This is a genomic window from Oscillospiraceae bacterium, assembly GCA_034925865.1.
Lineage (GTDB): Bacteria > Bacillota > Clostridia > Oscillospirales > SIG627 > SIG704.
Genome location: JAYFRN010000004.1, coordinates 43,069 through 63,563, shown reverse-complemented (window position 1 = coordinate 63,563; position 20,495 = coordinate 43,069). Strand labels below are relative to the sequence as shown.

Genomic DNA, 20,495 nt, shown 5'->3' with positions numbered 1-20,495 from the left:
TATAGTAATAGTGTAATTAAGAGATAAGTCGTTTGGCTCACCTCATATATCATAATAGAATAGTCGTTATACGACAATAGTAAAATTTCCGAAAGGAAATGACACAAAGCTAAAGGGTCTAAAAGCCGGAAGGTTCATGACAGCCAGTTTCCGAATATAACCATACTAATTCATCATATACATAATGATGTTTTGATGTTTAATGGGTTGTGCCGGAAACGGTCACAACCCATATTTTTTTAAAGCTACTATATAATCACTGTTAATCCACATAAGGAAAACTTTATTAATGAATCAGGCAACTTTAATAATTTCCGCCACAGCAGGAATTCCACTCGGGATCTCCGCCAATTACCTCACACGGATTCTTGTTAAGAAAAGAAGCTGCGATAGCTATTCCGTGTGGTATATAAATAAAAGCTGTTCCACCGTGCTTTGGGCGCTTTGTTTTTCCGCTTATTACGCGCTGGCGGCTTTGCTTCTTGAAAACATAAACCAATTAATTCCGGTCGCGATTCTCTTCTTCGCTTGCTCATGCATCAGCGCGGTTGATGCGCTGATACGTAAGATACCGAACTCCATGCTTCTAATCATCCTGGCGAATACGGTTTTGTATGTCATATTGAATTATGCCACGGAGGATATATGGAACATGTTTCTTTCCATGCTGATCGGCGTTTTGGTTTTTTCAATTCCCTCGTACTTTGGTAAATATATCGGCTGGGGAGATGTAAAATATGCCGCTGTCCTCGCGCTTTATCTTTCCTTGCTCGGTTTTTGCGTTTCAATAATAATAATGGGAGCGTCAACGGCGGTTTACGCTTTATTATTAAAAGCGAAAAGCAAGAACAATTTTAAAGAAACGCTTAAAACATCGGTTCCGATGGGACCTTTCATTTCATTTGGCGTAATTATAACAGCGATAGTCCCGCTGTTTTATAATATATAAAAATTTTTGGGGGTATATTAAAATGAAAAAGTTCATGTCAATTCTCAAGGATGAAAACGGCCAGGGAATGGTCGAATACGGACTGATCATCGGTCTCATCGCAATTGTCGTTGTCGTCGCTCTTCTCACGCTTGGGCCGGAAATCGCGAAAAAATTTGGTGAGGCTCAACAAGCTCTGACTGATCCTACAGCAGTATAATAGTCTTAAAACTCAGCTTAACGGAAAAGGGCGGGCGGTTTCCTTCCCTTTTCCGTTATATCCCGCTTTTGTTTATCTCATTATAGATAATCGAACGTTTTTTGCAAGGGGCGGCAAAAACGTGTTCGATAATTCAGTATCGGGAATTTTCGTTATGATTTGGGACTATCAGATCATTATTAAAACGGCAATTAAATAAGTTGTGTTTTATAAAATAGAAAAGCCCATATACCAAAGTCTTTTCTATCTTTAAGCGGTAATTATCTAATGACGAGTTAATAATAAGTTCCTGATCTGTATTTATCCGACATATAAAATTAATGTTATGTAATTATAATGCAATGAAATTTTTTGCATTTGATTGCATTGCTGCCGAACCCGCTTTTTTATGAAGCGGATTTTTGTTTTAAGGGGGAAGTTGTATTGAAAAAGCTTATGCGCGATTTTCGATCAACGCTTTCAATATGTTCATCAAACCCGCTTAAAACTGAAAGCGGGCAAAGCGTAGTGGAATTTGCATTAATGCTGCCCATTTTTCTTCTGCTGGTTTTCGGCATCATAGAATTCGGTATATTATTTAATATGAAGCTTTCTGTTACGAATTGCGCCCGGGAAGGCGCGAGATATGCCGCTTTGCACAGCGAAGAAAGCAGCCTTGAAAGTACCATAGAATCAAGAGTCCGGAGATTGGCCGTTTTCGGTGATATTGATGTAGCGGTTTCATTTTCAAATCCGTCAAATCACAAAAGCGGAGACGTAACGGTGACGGTTACGGCACAAGCAAACGCTTTGACACCGGTAGGTGATTTACTCTTTTCAAACGGCAGGCTGATATTAACCGGAACAGTGATAATGAAAGTTGAATGAGGTGAGACCGCATGAAACATATGATATTTAATAAAATAAGAAATGGATTCATGTCCTCTGAAAAAGGCGACATGACGATAATGATGGCGTTCTTAGTGACTTCACTTTTAATTGTCTCCGCCTTTACCGTTGATATCGGAGCAGCATATGTTAAAATAGCTGAAGCGCAAAACGCGCTGGATGCCGCCGCTCTCGCAGCCGGTCAGCTTCTTCCTGTTTCAGAAAGCGACTCATCGGCAATCGAGGAAGTATATAATACAGCCAATTCGTATTTGCAAAAAAACGGCTTTAACGATTTTTCAGAAGATGATGTTTGCTTTTCCGGCTCAGGCGGATATTATACGTCCTTAACCATTTCAACAGCCGCAACGGCGAAAACATATTTCTCGACAATAATAGGCATATCGCAGATTTCTTCAGAAAAATCCGCCTCGGTCGGAACATATGCAACCGGGCGCGTCTCGGGCGCGGTGCCATTCGGTATTGATGCGAACGCGTTTACGTTCGAACAAGGATATGCCGTTCCTAAAGCAGGCGGAGGCGGCGGAGAAAACGGTGTTTTTGGTTATATTGCCCTTGACGGAACAAGCACAAACGCGAATGCCGTAAAGGGATGGATCGCAAACGGTTTTGACGGAGAAAACTATGTCGGTCAGATTTTACCTCTGGCTACAGGTAACATGGCGTCCGCCGTTAAAAGCGCAATACCTGAAAGAATAAACTCATGCACACATTTTGAAGGCGACGGAGGATGCAACGCTTCTCATTTTGTATTCGGATGCCCGAGAGTCGTCATCGTCCCGGTATATGAAACTATAGACACACGAACAATCAGGATCATAGGATTCACCGCATTTATTCTGGAAGGATGTACAAATCAAGCCGAGGTATACGGCACTTATGTCAGAGCAAACATACCGTCTATCGGAGGCGAAGCCGGCGGAATTGATTTTGGATGTTACAGTATTTGCCTGATTGATTAAGGATGATTTTAAAATGAAGAAAGTATATATAATCGCTGCGTTTTTAGCTATTCTAACATCTGTATTGATATACAAATTTTCCATTAATCTGGAAGAATTGAGCAAGCCGGAAGATATACAGCGTATAAGCACGGTCGTCGCGGCAAAAAAAATACCATTCAATACTATAATAACCGACGAAATGATCAAGGTTATCAGCATACCAAAAGAAGCGGTCGTTACAGGCTCCTGCTCAACCACGGCAGAACTCATCGGCAGGCTTACCCTCGCTCCGTTTGTACCGGGAGAACAGCTCATTCTTTCCCAAACCGCAGCACAGGGTGATAAAAACGTAGGTCGTCTTTCCATAGAGCTTGACGCGGACAAATATGCAATGACGCTTGAAGTCGGCACTACATCCGGCATTGCGGGCTATATCAGAGTAGGCGATAGAATAAATCTCGTAGTATTAAAACCTATTGAAGATCAACCGGACAAAAACGAAGCAGTTATAATAGCCCGTGATATAGAAGTAATCAGGCTCGGGTTAAGCAGTTCATCAGGACAAGACACATATCAATGTATAACGATGTCGGTTTCGGAAAAGCAGGCTATTGATATTATATATAATTCCTCTATCGGTTCCCTGCGGGCAATCCTTGAGCCATCTTTTGATAAGAATACGGAAAAGGCATCATAAAACCACAAACAGACAATATATACGGATGACAGGCATGGTTAATAATGGACAGATTAAAAATAATTGTAATCGCAAACGATACAGACAACAGAATAATCGCAAAAAGACTTTTTGATGACGAACGTCTTGCCATATCCGCATATGTTGAAGCAAAACAAGACTCATTTATAAAGATTGTAGGGATATACCCGGATATTGTAGTATTTTTTGATGAAAACCCTGAGTCTGATGAAACAGCTCCAAATAATATTCTGACACGAGAGCTTGCAAAACGCATATATGTGTCAATGCCCGGGACACTTTTGATCCTCATCAGTAAAAAAAGCGATACCGAATATTTGAAAACAAATATGCAAAGCGGATTTCATATGATTCTTCCTCCCTGTGTAAAAAAAGAAGAAACTCTCGACAGTGTAATAAATCTTTCAGCTGTTGAAAAGAAAAGGCTTACTGAAGAACAGCGGCGTGTAACAAACGCTAAAATAATATCAATTTTTTCAGCAAAAGGCGGATGCGGCAAAACCACAACTGCTGTGAATCTCAGCGTATGCTTCGTCCAAAAAAAGAAAAAAACTCTTATAATTGACGCAGACTTTCAATTCGGCGATATTTCATTGTTTCTTGATCTATCGGTAAAGGATACGATAAGCGAGCTTGTTCAGGAAGCTTCGAATTTTACCATAGACACGATAAACAGCTTCACTGTGCTTCACAGTTGCGGACTTAATATTCTCCCTGCTCCGAAAAGTCCTGAAATGGCGGAGTATATTACGGATGTACATATGGAAAAGCTGATCAGTATATTGAGACCTTATTATGATTATATAATTATCGATCTCGGCTCTTCTATAGGAAATGTGGCGTTAAACATTATTGAAAATTCTGATATGGTCATATATGTGACGACGCCGGATATAACAAGTATAAAGGATCTTCACCAAACTTATAAAATTATGTCAAGTTTGCAGCAGGCAGATAAATTCAAAATGATTATCAATAGATTCGGCACGGGAACATTAAAGAAAAAGGATTTTGAAACTAACATTTCAATGCCGATTCTCGGAACTATACGCGAAGACGAGCACCGCCTCGCTTTAAGCATAGCAAAAGGCGTCCCAATAGTGCTAGACGCACCGAGATCAAAAATTGCTTTGGATATAGCGGCTGTATATGATAAAATTATCAAGTCCGTTTAATCATTATTAAAATGCCGAGTTATATAAACGCAAACAAACAGAAGCTTTGAAAGGCAAGTAAACAATTATGGGTTTATTGGACAGGATGAATTCTTCTTCGTCCGTATCTTCCGGTGAGCATAGTATTTCCGTTCAAAAGCAGGCGGATAACGAAAATAACAAAAAACGCGACGACGAATTTCTGGCTATTAAAAAGAATGCTCATACACATGTCATTTACGAGCTCAACCGTCAGGGAAATCTTAACCTAACGGAGGAATATGTAAAAAAGGTAATCTCCGATATACTTGAGCGCGAAGCAAGCTCGTTGACACGTATAGAGCGGAATAAAATTGCAACCGAGCTTTATAACGACACAATGGGTTATGGACCGATCGAGGAGCTTCTATCAGATCCGAACGTTACCGAAATAATGGTAAACGGCCCTCATCACGTTTTTTACGAGCAGAGCGGCAAAATAAAGCTTTCCGAGCTGACCTTTCGCGACGACGAGCATGTGATGAACATCATCGACAGAATAGTATCCTCTATAGGGCGCCACATCGATGAAGCAAGCCCTATGGTTGACGCACGTCTTGCCGACGGAAGCCGCGTGAACGCTGTCATCCCTCCGATTTCTCTTGTCGGACCTGTTATAACCATACGTAAATTCTCAAAAAAGCCCTTCACCGCTGAAAAACTCATAGAATTCGGATCTGTTACCCGTACAATAATGTCATTTCTAGAAGCTGCCGTCAAAGGCAGAATGAATATAATCGTTTCAGGCGGCACCGGAAGCGGAAAAACTACCCTTTTAAATGTACTCAGCTCATTTATTCCCGAGAATGAACGCATAGTGACTATCGAAGACGCAGCAGAGCTTCAGCTTGTTCAGCAGCATGTCGTAACTCTTGAAGCGCGTCCGGCTAATCTTGAAGGACATGGCAGCATTTCTATAAGAGATCTTGTTAAAAACGCATTGCGTATGCGTCCCGACCGCATAATTGTCGGCGAAGTTCGTTCCGGTGAAGCGCTTGATATGCTTCAGGCAATGAATACAGGCCATGACGGATCCCTTACAACGACTCATGCCAATTCCCCGCGTGATACGATCGCCCGTATCGAAACAATGGTTTTAATGAGCGGTATGGATTTACCACTGCGGGCAATACGCGAGCAGATAGCCGCCGCCATCGATATTATAGTTCAACAAAGCCGTATGCGCGATGGAACAAGAAAAATAGTAAGCGTTTCAGAGGTATGCGGAATGGAAGGCGACACTATATTAATGCAGGAAATATTCAATTATAAAACTCTCGGTCAGCTTGACAGTAACGGTAAATTCAAGGGTATGTTTCAAAGCACAGGTATAAAACCATTGTGTCTTGATAAAATCAGAGAAAACGGGGTGGCTGTGAACGATGAATGGTTTCAGTAATTTTTCACTTCCGGCGCTCTTTATGTCGGTTTTTGTTTCTCTTTTCTTATATTTAATTACTGTCATGTTTTTTTACCAACTGAATAAAAAAAATTTGACTCTGCAAAAAAGACTCGGAAAAATTTTTGTAAAACAGGAGAAAAAGCTCGAGCTTTCAAAGCGTAAAAAAAATAATAATTCTATATTATTTTCTAAAATGGGGGATACGAAGCTTCTTGATGCTATCACTTCCAGGCTTGCTTTGGCGGGATTAATGCTGAAAGCAGACGAGTTTTTAACAATATGGGTTTTTATATTTATAATTCCAACACTTTTGGGATATATGATATCACGCAATATTATTGTAACAGCAGCTGTCGCAATTATTGCTTTCTGTGCTCCGATTTTATATGTTAAATACAAAACAAACAAACGTCTCGCGCTTTTCAACACACAGCTCGGAGACAGCCTTATAATAATCAGCAATTGCCTGCGATCAGGTCTTACTTTCCAGCAGTCTCTTGAAAGTATATCCAATGAAATGCCTGATCCCATAGCTCTTGAATTTTCACGTGTACTCCGTGAAATAAAATTCGGAAGCAATCTTGAGCATTCATTAAGCGCTCTCGCGGAAAGAATCGGAAATCAGGACCTCGACCTTATGGTATCTGCCATCTTGATTCAACGCCAGGTCGGAGGCAACCTTTCTGTAATACTGGATAATATTTCTTCAACAATCATCGATCGCATTAAAATTAAAAGCGAAATAAAGACCCTTACCGCAACCGGACGTATTTCCGGTTTGATAGTCGGATTGCTGCCAATAGGAATATCGCTTATTCTGATGATTACAAATCCGGATTATATGTCAGTTTTGTTTAACACCACACTTGGCATCAGCCTTTTATCGCTCAGCGTTTTTTTGGAAATAATCGGATTCCTTTTCATATCGAAGATATCGAATATCGAATATTGAAAACCTTACCGAACTAATGCCGAAACGCATAGCTCCCAACGATTTATTAAAGTTTGTATATAGACCCATTAAGCATCAAAGGAGGAAATATCCATGGTCTGGATGTGCGTCAGCTTCGGATTGTTTATGTTTTTTATAATCATCACTCTTTTTTATAACGGAGGAAAAGAAGCCGATATCAAAGAGCGCAGATTGAAAGCACAAACAAATGCCTCCGAGCATGTCGAAATGTATGAGATATTTGAAAAAACCTTTTATCAACGATTTATAAAACCCTTCATTGACGGAATTGAAAAAAAGCTGTCAATTCTGTCAACTGCTTCAAAAAAGCAGAAAAAAGACAATACTGCCGAAACAGAAAAGTTCATAAAAATGCTGCGGCAGGCGGGAATACGCGCCGAGATTACAGAATTCAATACTATAAAACTGTTTTTTATCGGTATTGTATTTATATTGACTATGTTATTTTCTTTAATATTCTTCCAAGAGCCTAATTTCAGGTTGCTTGCTATTCTTGTCGGACTTCTCATTGCAGTTATGGCTCCGACATTGTATGTACGTCAGCGAACGACCGCGCGAAAAAACTCCATTCAAAAACAACTCCCTGAAGTCATGGATATTCTGATGGTAAGCGTTGAAGCCGGTCTAGGCCTGGACGAATCGATAATGAGAATATCCGAAAAAATGAGCGGACCTCTGATAGACGAATTTTTACTTCTTTGCAGAGAAATACAGATGGGAAAACAGAGAAAAAAAGCATATCAGGATTTTGGAGAATGCGCGGATGTTCAAGAGTTAAAGACATTTGCTTCGGCAATAATACAGGCCGAACAGCTTGGAATACCGATAAAGAATGTATTAAAAACACAATCTTTATCAATGCGCACCGCCAGAAAGCAGCGTGCTCAGGAAAAAGGCATGAAGGCACCTGTTAAAATGATTATACCGATGGTTATGTTTATATTGCCAGTTCTTTTTATCATTCTTTTAGCTCCGGTCGCAATACAGCTGATGGAAGAATTCACTTGAAGTTATAACATTATATATGATTTTACATTCTAAAAAAACAAGGTGAAGCAATAGGAGGCTTTGATTTTGAAATATTCCGAATGCGAAGTATATGTTGGACCGGTCATACTTTTTAAAAACGTAAAAATAGCAAATACGTTTATAAAAAGGCTTGTCGGACTTTTAAAAACAGAAAGTCTTGCATCGCACGGAGGTATGCTGATATCACCATGCAATAAAATTCATACGCTCGGTATGCAATATCCTATTGATGTCTTGTTCTTGTCATCCGATGGCGAAATCATCGATATCATTTCTTCTATGCAGGCCGGCAAGGTATCGCCCATGATAAAAGGAGCGGATCATGTGCTGGAGCTTTCACCAGGAGCCGCTGCAAGCCGGGGACTTAAAAAGGGAGACTATCTTACTATACCTGCAGTAAAAATTGGTACAAAACATTAAATTTCAGGAGGATCACAATGGCTCTTTTCTTGTCAAATACCGATGTAGATAATATCGACAACAAATCATCTTCGTCTATAATAAAATCTGAACCTAAAAAATTCAGGACGGTAATAAATGGATACAGTAAAAAGGAGGTCGACGATTACGTCACTGACAGCGAACGTAAATTCGAAGCCTCCGTATCTTCTTACGAAGATAAAATAGAACAGATGAGGGTCAGCAGTATCATGAGTTCTCATGAAGTGGAATCTCTGAAGAAAGAACTAGCTGCACAAAAAGAATCATTTGACAAATTGTCAAATGATTTCAAATCTCTAAACAATGAAAAAGAAAATATTTCCGGAATAAAAAGCGAAAACAAGCGGCTAACGGAACGCATTGACGAATATGAAACGCTTGAAGCTGAAAACGCCAAGTTAATTGCTCAGAACGATCAACTGAAAACTGCAGCCGATGAATACAATGAAATGAAATTCGCAATTGAAGCAAAAACGAGCGAGCTTGAACGCTCTGTTTATACTCTTCAGCAAAAGCTCAGCGAATCCGAACACTCCAGGAAAATTGAAATTGCCAAGATAAAAGCCGATTATTCGCTTGCCGAAGAAAAAAAGCTGTCAGAAATAAAGTACTTAAAGACTTTGATGGATAAAATAAACAGCACTCTTGATCAGCTGTCAAAATGACGAGAACAAAAACTGACAATTAATTTTTTACCTTTACGATATATAATTATCGGCAAGCATTATATAAAAACGACTTCCCATCTTTTATTAAAACGGTATTTAAATAATGTCTACTGAATAATACCGTTTTCGAACGGCATAGGTTTTGGCAGTTGAAAAACCAGCCAAAACTCTCCAAAATCATTGATTTTGGAGTTCAGCATTCATTGATTGCCGCCTGTTTTCTAAATTGGTCGGGAGTCGACCAATTTAAAGGTGCAAGGCTTTTGAGCTGTAAAGCTTAAAAACCTTGCACCTGAACAATCATTGTTTTCATCTTTTCCTTACTGTCGTATGTGTTTCATGATTGTTCAGCAGACATTATATAAACCTTGTTTTATAAGAGAATAAAGTTCATTTACTAAAGCCTTTTTCCTGTTTAGCTATAATTAATTGCCTAGTTAAATGATTGCGGGAAGCCATTTTTATATATGCAATATTGTTAATTATCTTATTATTGCTTTTTTAATAACTCGATTATTTCCTCTGCTTTCAATACTCTGCCGGATGAGATCACCTTTTCTCCCATCATTAAAGCCGGGGTAAACATGACTCCGCATGAAGCTATCTGCGCAAAATCGGTTACATGTTCAATTTCATCTGAAATACCGAGAAGCGTAAGCGCTTCCTTGGTATTTGCTTCAAGTTGATTGCATTTTGCGCACACTGATCCAAGTATTATAATTTTTTCACCAACCACCGCTTTACTTTTTCCCTCTGTTTTACTTTCCTCCGCTCCGCAGGAGCCCTCACAGCAACATTTTGTCTTTATTTTTTTCTTGCCGAATAACATTATATTTTTATCCTCCTGAATAAATATTACAATTATAATTCTGCTGAGCAAATTATTAGAAATACAAGAAGCTTTGGTTTAGCCGCTTTTCTGAGCATGATCATGAACAGAAGATCATAATACTCAATTCATTTTTTCGGAGCTATAAGAAAATACAAAAATTTTGACACAAAAAGAGTATCCTCCTTCCTGATATAAATAAGTATGCCAAGAACCAAAAATCAGTATGCCGAGTAATAACTCAGTATACTGATTTTTAACATTCAATGCCTTAATTAAACGTTGAGTTGTAAATATTTTACCAAATCACCAATTATGCGCTTATATGTTTTGCAATTTTTTTCGCAAGCTTAACAAGTTCATACCATAAAACCGCTGCCGCCGCAATACCTATGGAAATAAGAAGCTGCCCGGCACTTAGCGGCGCAAGCTTCAGGAATATATTCAGCGGCGAATATAAAATCACTGTCAGTATTATAATTGTTCCTGAAAAAGCAAGCCACATAACTTTGTCTTTAACCAAACGTGAGACAGAATGAAATATAAAATCGCGGTCGGAGCTGTTGACCAGCACAAGAAACAGGTTAGACATAATAATTATTGTCAATCCCATAGAACGGGCAACTATCGCATTGGAATCCTGGTTGAGCATATAATAATACGTACAAAAAGACGCGGTAAACATAATAATTCCCTGTAGAAGGCTCTTCATCAATATGGCTGTGTTTATAAGCTTTTGCTTTGGATTACGAGGAGATCTTTCCATAATGTCGGTTTCCGCCGGCTGACGTTCTAAAACGACGGAGCATGTAGGGTCAATGATCAACTCAAGTAAAACAACATGAAGCGGAAGCAAAAGCAGCGCAGAAGGAGTTATTCCCAAAAACGGAGCAAGCAGCGAAGCCAACGCAATTGGAATGTGAATTGAAAATACATATCCTACTGCTTTTCGAATATTATCATAAATTCTTCTTCCGTCTTTCACCGTTTCAACAATAGTGTTGAAATTATCATCCATCAGGATAAGATCAGCTGCTTCTCGTGATACCTCGCTGCCGCGTTTACCCATGGCAATGCCTATATCTGCATATTTTAAAGCCGGCGCATCGTTGACACCGTCACCGGTCATGGCGACAATTTCACCGTTTCCTTTGAAAGCTTTCACAATACGCATTTTGTGTTCCGGTATAACCCGAGAAAAAATGCTGACAGATTTGACTTTCTCACGCAGCTCTTCATCGCTCATATTGTCAAGCATATCTCCGGTTATAATGCTTTCACAATTTTTCATACCGACTTTCCTGGCGATTGCAGACGCTGTAATACCATTATCTCCGGTGATCATTACCACGCGTATCCCGGCTTTGTTGCAGGTTTCTATGTCATTCTTTACACCTTCTCTTGGCGGATCTGCGAGTCCGATTAAACCGAGCAGTGTGAGATGGCATTTCGTGATATTTTCGGGTATTTCAGCTTCCGATTCCGGATTTGCTTCAGCAACCGCAATTACGCGCAATCCCTCGGCAGACATCTGCGTGATTCTTTCTTGTATAATATTTAAGTCTATGTCAGCATTATTACATAGAGTCAATATATGTTCCGGAGATCCTTTTGCAGCGATAATAATTTCATCGTTTCGGCGCCAGACGTGCCCCATCATCTTCAGCTCGTTTGTAAATGCATATTCCGTAATGAGATCACCTGAAAAAAGCTTTTCTTCAATAATACCTTTCTCAGAGCAATAAGAAAGCATTGCTTTTTCCATCGGGTCATAAGCGTCAACCTCACATCCCAATGCCATAGTCTCAAGCAGTGTGTGATCATCGCCGTTCAAAGCCCAGGTTTTTTGAACCTTCATCTGATTCATGGTTATTGTTCCGGTTTTATCGACACAAAGCACGGAAACCGCCCCGAGTGTCTCGACAGATGGCAGTTTGCGGACAAGTGATTTCTTTTTAGCCAAACGCCATGCGCCCATGGATAGAAACACAGTGAGAATTACAGGAAATTCTTCCGGAATCATAGCCATTGCAAGAGTAATTCCAGATAAAATGCTTTCGATTATACGATCGTTGATTTTATGATCAGGAATATTTAAATATGTTATCAAACCAACAAGCGCAAAAAGCACAGCCGCAATCCCTGCGCACAGCTTGACAAGGCTGCCCGTTTGTTTCTGAAGCGGGGTTTTTTCATCCGGAGCAGATGAAATATTGGCTCCTATTTTACCATATTCGGTCAGTGAACCGATTTTATCCACCAAAACAATTGCCGTTCCCTGCGTAACAAGCGTACCGGCATAACAATAATCCTTTTTCCAATAATCTTTTGTTGGCTGTGTGTGTTCAGTGTCAGTTTTCCATACACCTTCTGCCTCGCCTGTCAAAGAAGACTCATCTACACAAAGATCGCTGCATTTAATAATTGAACCGTCCGCAGGAATTTTTACACCTTCGCATATAAACATAAAATCGCCCGGAACAAGATCAATGCTTGCGATGATCTGTTGTTTTCCATCGCGAATCACCTCAACATGCGGAGCAGATAAATCTTTCAGCGCGTTTAGTGTTTTATCGGTTTTCCATTCTTGAATTACATCAATACTGATAATACCGACTACAAAAACAAGCATTATTGCGCCGTCTCTCGGTTCTCCTAGTAAAAAATAAATAACCGCGGCAATAATTAACAACAAAAACATTGGCTCGCAAACAATATGAAACACTTTTTTTATAAAGCTTTCATTTTTTTGCTGTGTCAATTCGTTTTTGCCGTACTTGTCCTGTAATCCTTTCGCTTGGGCTGTTGTGAGCCCCGTCATATTCTGTTTGTTGTCTGTCATAAAAGAACCTCCGTTTTCGCTTTTTGGCGGCGTTTGATTTCTCCTATGGCACTCCACCTGAGGTCTTCGGTTCCATTTGGGTACAAAAATAGCACCTCTATGGAACATACTACTGTCCCACAGATGTGCTTCGATTCATCATCTGTTGCCGCTCGTTGGACGGCCCGGCCCCATGACCTTATAAAGGTGCATCGCCTGCTCAGTTGTACTGTTGATCTCGTATTTCATTTGAGAAACACAATGCAGTGCAAAGAGTTTATATCATTATAATATGCGCTTTTATTTTTGTCAATACCTTTTTGCAGATAATGTATAATAAATTTTAAAATTGAAAATTTACAATAAAATACATACTCGAAAAATTCTGACAAATGAAAACCGGCCTGCCGTTTTACCGACAGACCGATTTCCATTTGTAAAAAGAAAGGAATTATAATCGCTTTTTATTCGTTTATATATTTCATGTAAACGTCAATCGTGTCTTGAATAAGCTTGTTCGTGTTAGCTTGCTGCGCGTCAAACTGTGAAGCAAGGTTAGCTCCTGAAGGATTTCCCGCTATACTATACAGCCATAGGAACCATCCGCCCCAATCATTCATATAAGCGATATCAAACATATGACCAGCTTGAATTTTTTCAAGCATCTTTTTGGAATCTTCATCACGCAGGCTCTGCTTTGTGACCACAACATCATAATATGCGGTGCGGAGCGTCGTGAGTGATTTTCTGCAAAGCATTTCAAGCATAAATGTCGAAGCATCGATATCTGTCGATGAAACTGGAACTCCGATCAATGAACCGGTTGTCGCAGCACTCACAGGGCTTATGTATTCATCCTGATCAACTTCGTATTTAGGAAGAGGAATAATGCCAAAATCGGCTTCCATTTCTCTGTAAGAACTTATTGCGCCGAGAATTGTTCCGCAAAAAACTGATCTTCCAGCTTTGATTATAGGTATAATATCTGCTGCCAAATTAACATATGTGCTTTCATCAGAGTAAAAAGTTTTTAGTGAATCAATAACTTCGCTGGCGCGAGAAGTATTAACACATAATGCGGGAAGATCATCATTATCTTTTCCTATAACTTTTTCACCGCTCGAGAAAAACATTGCGTAAGAATCATAGTTCTCGCATACATAACCGTACATATCGACATTAGTCCATTTTCCGTCGTCGTTGATGTCAACTTTAACGCCTTTGCACAGCTCCAGCATTTTATCAATAGTCCATTTGTTGTCATACACAAGCTGATACGGATTTTCAAGTGATTTTTCTTCAATAAGATCTTTATTAAAGAATATAACATATGTGCTGTTCATATCTGAAGTCGACATTGCGCCGGTGGTGATAAAAACGCGTCCTGCAATAGAAAGATCTCTGTTTGCGCTCTGATCCCACCATTCGGCTTTCAGATCAATATTTTTTTGCGAAGCAAGGTCTATCAGAGAACCTTCCTGCGAAATGGTTGCAATTGTCCTTCCGGGAGCTACAAAAAGATCATATCCGGCTGTACCGCCGCTGAGCTCGGCTTTTGCGGTCGCCATATACTCCGCATCAGCTACTTCAGTAAATTCCAAAGTAAAGTTATAATGATCCTTTAGCCATTCGTTTCTCGTATTCAAGGCATCGTTTATTACGTCATCTTCGGTTTCAGGATTGTAGATATAGTCCTTATTCTTAAACCCGCTTCTACCGAGAATGCGAAAAACAGATTCACCCATGTCCCGTACAGGCCATGGCTCTTCATCGGAAGAGGTTGCATTTGTACCGGTAACAGTTTCGGTTACACCTTTTCCTGTTTTATTTCCGGGAATAAGCGAGCACCCCGAAACAGCAGCGACAAATGCGGATAAAACAAAAAGTATACATAAGATTAACGCTGTCGTTTTTTTCATTTCTTAATTGCGACCTCCCTTAATTAATAATAACTATCTTATCACATTTTATATTATAATCAAGCGAATGTCAATGTACATATTTGACAACAGAATCATACACATTTTGTTCAATCTGCACTATATGTTATTTTTCTTTTATTGTATAGCTGTCTTTTAAATCTACAATACTGTTAAATGTACCGGCGTTTTTTGTATCTCTGCAAAAATATCCGTTTCTGACAAATTGATACTTATCGCCCGGCTTTGCATTAGAAAGCGATAATTCAAGCTTCGCTCCGGAAATTTTTTTAATTGAATCCGGATTCAGATAATCGCCGTAGGATTTATCTTCCGGAAGAGCGGTGAGATTCTCTTCGTTGAATAAAAGGCCGTATTTCATAATATCCGCATCTATACAGTTTGAAGCGGAAACCCAATGAATTGTTCCTTTTATTTTTCTTCCGTCGGCTGGATTTTTACCGCCGGTTTCGAGATCTGCCTCGCATCTGATCAGCGTAACATTCCCTTCAGCGTCGATTTCGAATCCTGTACACTTTATAATATACGCGCTCATAAGGCGAACCTCTCCACCGGGATAAAGACGGAAAAACTTAGGAGACTTTTCCTTGAGAAAATCGCTTCTTTCGACATACATTTCACGAGTAAATGGTATTTGTCTTTCGCCGGCTTCGGGATCGTTAGGATTGTTTTTGATCTGAAAAAGCTCGGTTTTATCTTCGGGATAATTCTCTATGACTACCTTGACCGGATCAATGACTGCGATTCTGCGTTGCGCGTTGAAATTTAGTTCGTCACGGATACAATGTTCAAGCAGATCGATATCAACAATACTGAACGCCTTCGAGACCCCTGCGCGCTTCACAAATTCTATAATAGAAGATGCTGTGTATCCCCTTCTTCTAAGGCCGCAGAGAGTGGGCATTCTCGGATCGTCCCATCCGTCAACCACGCCCTGCTCCACAAGGCTGCGAAGATATCTTTTGCTCATTACGGTATGCGTAACATTCAGGCGGGCAAATTCATACTGATGAGGTTTTTTCTCAAATCCTATTTTATTGACAACCCAATCGTACAGAGGACGGTGATTTTCGAATTCGATCGAACACATTGAATGGGTAATGCCCTCAAGTGCGTCCTGTATCGGATGAGCATAATCGTAAAGAGGATAAATACACCACTTCGTGCCCTGTCTGTGATGCGACGTGTGAAGTATCCTGTAAATTGCCGGATCGCGCAGATTCATATTCGGGCTGGACATATTTATTTTTGCGCGGAGAGTGCAGAAGCCGTCCGGAAATTCTCCGCTTTTCATACGTTCAAACAGGCTTAAATTTTCCTCAACCGAGCGGTTTCTGAAAGGGCTGTCTTTACCGGGTTCTGTCAGAGTGCCGCGATATTCGCGCATTTCGTCTGCGGAAAGATCACATACATATGCGTCGCCCTGGTTGATCAGCTGTATCGCGAATTCACAGCATTTATCAAAATAATCGCTGCCGTAAAAAACACCGCCGGTAGGCTCCGCGCCGAGCCAAATAAGATCCTCGTATATGCTTTTTACATATTCGTCATCTTCTTTTTCCGGATTCGTATCGTCATAACGCAGATTAAACAGACCGCCGTATTTTTTCGCTGTCATGGCATTGATATAAATTGCTTTGGCGCTGCCTATATGGAGATAGCCGTTGGGCTCGGGCGGAAAACGAGTGTGTATTTTTTCTACCCGTCCGTTTTTGATATCTTCATCTATAATGTCATGTAAAAAGAAGCTTGTATTTTCTTCCATTAATTTATATCGCTTTCAAATATTATTTATAATATTTTTATAAATTTCTTTATTCTGTTTATAACAGTATTATACCCCAGAATACGCATAACCTCGTACATATCCGGCGAATTCAGCTTTCCGGTTACGGCAACGCGTATAAACATACTGATATCGCCGACATTTCCTTTGAAAGCTTCCGGATTCTGCTTGTATTCCTTCATGTCGGACGCATAACCCAAAGATTCCGAAATATCCTTTATCTTTTCAAACCATGCCGATTGAACATCTTCATAATTATACGTTAATATGAATTTTTGCAAAGCGTTCATTACATCGTTTTTATCGTATTTTTCCGGTATCATATCCTGAATTCCGAAAAGTTCATCGTAAAACAGATTCATATACTGCTTCGCGTCAGCCCAGGTAGTCAGATCCTTCCGCGGCTTTGCCCCTCCGCGCCCGATTGAAAGAATAGATTCAGCATATTCACTGTCACGCGTTAGCAGGGCATAATAATCCGGATCGTTTTCTTTTGCCCACTCTGTCAGCAATACGTATACATCATGCGCGCTCATCCGGCTGATGACATTCTTGGACACATCGTTAAGCTTGTCAAAATCAAAAAGACATCCGCTGCCGCTCATTTTTTTAATCGAAAACGGAAAGTCGTTTATATCCGCCGCGGGATTTGCTCTGCGCCAATCCTCAAAGTTGGAATTAAGCAAGGTCATGACATATTCTCTCACCGTCGCGGCGGGATAACCGGCGGTGTTGTAATATGACAATGCGGCGCAGTTATCGCGTTTTGAAAGCTTTTTCTTCGCGCCGTTTTCCATACGCATCAACTGAGAAATATGGAGATATTTCGGCAATCTGAAGCCGAGAGCGGCAAATATCTGTATGTGATAAGGAAGGCTCGGCAGCCATTCCTCACCCCTTACGACATGTGTCGTCCGCATCAGATGATCGTCGACCGCGTGAGCGAAGTGATATGAGGGCATTCCGTCGCTTTTTAAAAGGATGTGATCTATATTGTTTTCTGTAAGCTCAAGATTGCCCTTTACAAGGTCGGTAAACTTGATCTTGTTATCCGGGTCACCCGTTGATCTTAATCTGAGTACAAAGGACTTGCCTGCATTGATATTGCCGGCTATCTGCTCATAAGTAAGCTCGCGGCAGACGGCGTATTTTCCGTAATAACCCGGCAGTTCTTTATTCTTTTCCTGCTCTTCTCTGACGGCGTCGAGCTGTTCCGGAGCGCAGAAGCAAGGATATGCCTTCCCTTCTTCTATAAGCTTTTTCGCATAGGTCTGATAAATCTGTTTTCTGTCGCTTTGCCGGTAATGACCGTAAGCTCCCGTTTCTCCGTTGAGGGTAACTCCTTCATCAAACATGATCCCGAGAGAATTATATGATTTTATTATGTTTTCTTCAGCTCCGTCGACTTCTCTTTTAGAATCGGTATCCTCTATGCGAAGAAAAAATACGCCGCCGCTCTGATGGGCAAGCCGCTCTGATACAGTGGACGGAAACATCCCGCCGAAATGCACGAAGCCCGTCGGACTCGGCGCGAATCGCGTCACCTTCGCTCCTTCCGGCAAATTGCGGGGAGGATATTTTTCTTCAAAGTATTCCGGCGTCGTGCCAATACTGGGATAAAGAAGCGCTGCAAGCGATTTAAGTTGGGTTGGTGTCATTATAACTTCTTCCTTTTTATTGTTATCGAGCTTTTTAGCTTAACAAGCATATCAAATATAGTTAATAATAAAAATGATTTTCTCTTTAATACAAAAATATATTTATTATCATAAACTGCATTCTTACGTTGATATTCCAACATCATTTGAAATACATTATCTTTTAAAATAGAATTGCATATCTTGGATTTCTGATTATATGGGATTTGCTTATCTTTTATTTCATTCAGGTTTAATATGCCAATATTAAAATATATCATTAAATAATCGAGATTTAATGGCAGATTCTTTTCTTTAAAGAAATGTACAACGGAATCATACATTATTCTTAAATCATTTATAAAATTTGTTTTTCTTCTTTTGGATGTATAATTAGTATGACTTTTAATATAATAATTATATAATATATCTGAAATGCATTGAACTGAATTTGTATAGGACATATATTTTACATTAAAAGTATAATCCTCTACAACGGATTGTGATACATTAAAAATAATTTTATTTTCTCTGATAACATCCAATTTATATAGCTTGTTACATCCAGATATCAAATTGGTGTTATTAATCAAGTAATAACAGCTTTCTTCAGTATAATTTTTATAAAATATATTATATATATTATTTGATTCTGCATGATTAATATCTTTTATAGATTCTTTATAATATATGCTTTGAATACTCCAAATAATTAAATCAGCATTATTTTCATTTATAGATTCTGTAATCACTTTTATATAATCTGAAGAAACAGTGTCATCGCCATCTACAAAAGTAACATATTTTCCTCTCGCTGCTTCAAGCCCTGCATTTCTTGCGGAAGATACACCTTGGTTTTTTTGATGTATGATTTTTACACGCGGGTCAGAATTAGCAATATTATCACATATATCATAAGATCCATCAGTTGAACCGTCATCAACGAGTATTAACTCAACATCATCATTTTCTTGAGATAATATGCTATTAGTACATTTATATATATATTCAAAGCAATTATATACAGGTATAATTATAGATAATGTACAATTATAAATCATCATGACTTCTCTTATATTAATTTATTTTTGGATGCATTCAGGAAAATATTTATTTGCAATATATTGAGCTATACATGGAAACACATTATGAATAATTATCATAATTTTTTTCATATGACAAATATTTGGATTTGACAGTATTTCTTTTCTTAGCATCTTAAATTGTTTTCGCGGGACACTAAAACATTTTTTCATATTATTAATTTTATAATTATATATATATAAAAAATAAATTTGAAAATATGTATTTATATATTCATTAAGGGAATATTGAATTTGCGATTCATTTGAAGTATTTTTAAAATAGCTATAATTTATTTTCCTAAATTCGATAGCATCTATTGATAAATTATAATGTTGTAAGTTCATAATACTTGAACTTCTTTTAAAATAATTATAAAATATATCTTTAATTGACAATATATTTTCACATTTATCATATGTTTCCAGCTGTATAAAAGCATCTTCATATATTTTACCAACTGGAAATCGTATTGAATCAAAGATAAACGAATTATAAAGTTTATTACAAACCGATGGACATATAATAGTTTTAATATATGGATAAAAATTGGTAATAAATTCTTTTTCAGAGAATAATACATCTTTTTCAATAATCGGCCAAATATTTATAATTTCCCCTTTTTCATCAACATGTTTTATAGAACATGAAACTATATCAGCATGATTAGCTTTCGCTTTTTCCAACATAACTGAATACATTTCTGTCTCTATATAATCATCACTATCAATAAATGAAATATATCTCCCGGTTGCTTTATCCAGTCCCGCATTACGAGCATCTGCTAGTCCGCCATTTTTTTTGTGTATTACAATAATTCTAGAGTCCTTTTTTGCATATTCATCGCAGATATCAGGACATAAATCAGTTGATCCGTCATCTACTAAAATAATTTCAAGTAAATTATACGTTTGCGTTAATATACTATCAATACATTTTCTTAAATATTTATCTACATTATATATTGGTACTATTACACTAATTAAATCTATCAT

18 protein-coding genes and 2 riboswitches are annotated in these 20,495 nt (G+C 38.8%); of the genes, 11 read left to right on the top strand and 7 right to left on the bottom strand.

Features of this window, described 5'->3' with window-relative positions; translation table 11 throughout:
* Positions 1-68: 68 nt before the first annotated feature.
* Positions 69-155, top strand: a riboswitch (cyclic di-GMP riboswitch).
* Between the two features lie 134 nt (positions 156-289).
* The 11 genes from VB118_01625 (at position 290) to VB118_01575 (ending at position 9,401) form a co-directional block, all read left to right on the top strand.
* Positions 290-949 carry a prepilin peptidase gene (locus VB118_01625; GenBank protein ID MEA4831299.1) on the top strand — a complete coding sequence of 220 codons (660 nt, stop codon included), beginning with the start codon at positions 290-292 and terminating at the stop codon, positions 947-949.
* 22 nt (positions 950-971) lie between these two features.
* Positions 972-1,148 (top strand): Flp family type IVb pilin, encoded by a 177-nt coding sequence (locus VB118_01620; protein ID MEA4831298.1) that lies wholly within the window; start codon positions 972-974, stop codon positions 1,146-1,148.
* Between the two features lie 423 nt (positions 1,149-1,571).
* The gene (locus VB118_01615; GenBank protein MEA4831297.1) at positions 1,572-2,015 is read left to right on the top strand and encodes a TadE/TadG family type IV pilus assembly protein; all 444 of its coding nucleotides are present in this window, start codon (positions 1,572-1,574) and stop codon (positions 2,013-2,015) included.
* A gap of 11 nt (positions 2,016-2,026) precedes the next feature.
* Positions 2,027-2,998, top strand: coding sequence for a pilus assembly protein TadG-related protein (locus tag VB118_01610; GenBank protein MEA4831296.1), 972 nt, complete (start codon positions 2,027-2,029; stop codon positions 2,996-2,998).
* 13 nt (positions 2,999-3,011) lie between these two features.
* A complete protein-coding gene (cpaB, locus tag VB118_01605; GenBank protein ID MEA4831295.1) occupies positions 3,012-3,677 on the top strand; it encodes a Flp pilus assembly protein CpaB in 666 nt (221 codons plus the stop codon).
* A gap of 44 nt (positions 3,678-3,721) precedes the next feature.
* Positions 3,722-4,873: an AAA family ATPase gene (locus tag VB118_01600; protein MEA4831294.1), complete on the top strand. Its 1,152-nt coding sequence runs from the start codon at positions 3,722-3,724 to the stop codon at positions 4,871-4,873.
* Positions 4,874-4,940: 67 nt separating this feature from the next.
* On the top strand, positions 4,941-6,290 hold the full coding sequence (locus VB118_01595; GenBank protein MEA4831293.1) for a CpaF family protein: 1,350 nt from the start codon (positions 4,941-4,943) through the stop codon (positions 6,288-6,290).
* 94 nt (positions 6,291-6,384) lie between these two features.
* Positions 6,385-7,245 (top strand): type II secretion system F family protein, encoded by an 861-nt coding sequence (locus VB118_01590; protein ID MEA4831292.1) that lies wholly within the window; start codon positions 6,385-6,387, stop codon positions 7,243-7,245.
* A 93-nt stretch (positions 7,246-7,338) separates the two neighbouring features.
* Entirely contained in the window at positions 7,339-8,274 is a 936-nt protein-coding gene (locus tag VB118_01585) for a type II secretion system F family protein (protein MEA4831291.1), read from the top strand.
* Between the two features lie 66 nt (positions 8,275-8,340).
* Positions 8,341-8,715 (top strand): DUF192 domain-containing protein, encoded by a 375-nt coding sequence (locus VB118_01580; GenBank protein MEA4831290.1) that lies wholly within the window; start codon positions 8,341-8,343, stop codon positions 8,713-8,715.
* A 17-nt stretch (positions 8,716-8,732) separates the two neighbouring features.
* Positions 8,733-9,401, top strand: coding sequence for a hypothetical protein (locus tag VB118_01575; GenBank protein MEA4831289.1), 669 nt, complete (start codon positions 8,733-8,735; stop codon positions 9,399-9,401).
* Between the two features lie 493 nt (positions 9,402-9,894).
* On the opposite strand, the gene VB118_01570 is transcribed toward VB118_01575, so the two are convergent.
* The 7 genes from VB118_01570 to VB118_01540 form a co-directional block, all read right to left on the bottom strand.
* Positions 9,895-10,233 carry a thioredoxin family protein gene (locus VB118_01570; protein MEA4831288.1) on the bottom strand — a complete coding sequence of 113 codons (339 nt, stop codon included), beginning with the start codon at positions 10,231-10,233 and terminating at the stop codon, positions 9,895-9,897.
* Positions 10,234-10,546: 313 nt separating this feature from the next.
* Complete coding sequence (locus VB118_01565; GenBank protein ID MEA4831287.1) at positions 10,547-13,075, bottom strand: cation-translocating P-type ATPase; 2,529 nt, start codon at positions 13,073-13,075, stop codon at positions 10,547-10,549.
* Positions 13,076-13,185: 110 nt separating this feature from the next.
* Positions 13,186-13,287, bottom strand: a riboswitch (NiCo riboswitch).
* A gap of 231 nt (positions 13,288-13,518) precedes the next feature.
* Positions 13,519-14,973, bottom strand: coding sequence for an extracellular solute-binding protein (locus VB118_01560; protein MEA4831286.1), 1,455 nt, complete (start codon positions 14,971-14,973; stop codon positions 13,519-13,521).
* Positions 14,974-15,100: 127 nt separating this feature from the next.
* Positions 15,101-16,759 (bottom strand): glutamine--tRNA ligase/YqeY domain fusion protein, encoded by a 1,659-nt coding sequence (locus VB118_01555; GenBank protein ID MEA4831285.1) that lies wholly within the window; start codon positions 16,757-16,759, stop codon positions 15,101-15,103.
* Positions 16,760-16,785: 26 nt separating this feature from the next.
* Positions 16,786-18,438 carry a glutamate--tRNA ligase gene (gltX, locus tag VB118_01550; protein MEA4831284.1) on the bottom strand — a complete coding sequence of 551 codons (1,653 nt, stop codon included), beginning with the start codon at positions 18,436-18,438 and terminating at the stop codon, positions 16,786-16,788.
* Positions 18,438-19,481 carry a glycosyltransferase family 2 protein gene (locus tag VB118_01545; GenBank protein ID MEA4831283.1) on the bottom strand — a complete coding sequence of 348 codons (1,044 nt, stop codon included), beginning with the start codon at positions 19,479-19,481 and terminating at the stop codon, positions 18,438-18,440. The genes gltX and VB118_01545 overlap by 1 nt, the downstream gene beginning before the upstream one ends.
* Before the next feature lie 18 nt (positions 19,482-19,499).
* A complete protein-coding gene (locus VB118_01540; GenBank protein MEA4831282.1) occupies positions 19,500-20,495 on the bottom strand; it encodes a glycosyltransferase in 996 nt (331 codons plus the stop codon).

What these genes read in the sequence shown, in the direction of transcription:
- cpaB (MEA4831295.1), top strand. Translation starts at nt 3,012, where the DNA reads ATGAAGAAAGTATATATAATCGCTGCGTTTTTAGCTATTCTAACATCT.
- VB118_01560 (MEA4831286.1), bottom strand. Translation starts at nt 14,973, where the DNA reads ATGAAAAAAACGACAGCGTTAATCTTATGTATACTTTTTGTTTTATCC.
- VB118_01555 (MEA4831285.1), bottom strand. Translation starts at nt 16,759, where the DNA reads ATGGAAGAAAATACAAGCTTCTTTTTACATGACATTATAGATGAAGAT.
- VB118_01600 (MEA4831294.1), top strand. Translation starts at nt 3,722, where the DNA reads ATGGACAGATTAAAAATAATTGTAATCGCAAACGATACAGACAACAGA.
- VB118_01610 (MEA4831296.1), top strand. Translation starts at nt 2,027, where the DNA reads ATGAAACATATGATATTTAATAAAATAAGAAATGGATTCATGTCCTCT.
- VB118_01565 (MEA4831287.1), bottom strand. Translation starts at nt 13,075, where the DNA reads ATGACAGACAACAAACAGAATATGACGGGGCTCACAACAGCCCAAGCG.
- gltX (MEA4831284.1), bottom strand. Translation starts at nt 18,438, where the DNA reads ATGACACCAACCCAACTTAAATCGCTTGCAGCGCTTCTTTATCCCAGT.
- VB118_01620 (MEA4831298.1), top strand. Translation starts at nt 972, where the DNA reads ATGAAAAAGTTCATGTCAATTCTCAAGGATGAAAACGGCCAGGGAATG.
- VB118_01570 (MEA4831288.1), bottom strand. Translation starts at nt 10,233, where the DNA reads ATGTTATTCGGCAAGAAAAAAATAAAGACAAAATGTTGCTGTGAGGGC.
- VB118_01595 (MEA4831293.1), top strand. Translation starts at nt 4,941, where the DNA reads ATGGGTTTATTGGACAGGATGAATTCTTCTTCGTCCGTATCTTCCGGT.
- VB118_01545 (MEA4831283.1), bottom strand. Translation starts at nt 19,481, where the DNA reads ATGATGATTTATAATTGTACATTATCTATAATTATACCTGTATATAAT.
- VB118_01575 (MEA4831289.1), top strand. Translation starts at nt 8,733, where the DNA reads ATGGCTCTTTTCTTGTCAAATACCGATGTAGATAATATCGACAACAAA.
- VB118_01625 (MEA4831299.1), top strand. Translation starts at nt 290, where the DNA reads ATGAATCAGGCAACTTTAATAATTTCCGCCACAGCAGGAATTCCACTC.
- VB118_01585 (MEA4831291.1), top strand. Translation starts at nt 7,339, where the DNA reads ATGGTCTGGATGTGCGTCAGCTTCGGATTGTTTATGTTTTTTATAATC.
- VB118_01540 (MEA4831282.1), bottom strand. Translation starts at nt 20,495, where the DNA reads ATGATAGATTTAATTAGTGTAATAGTACCAATATATAATGTAGATAAA.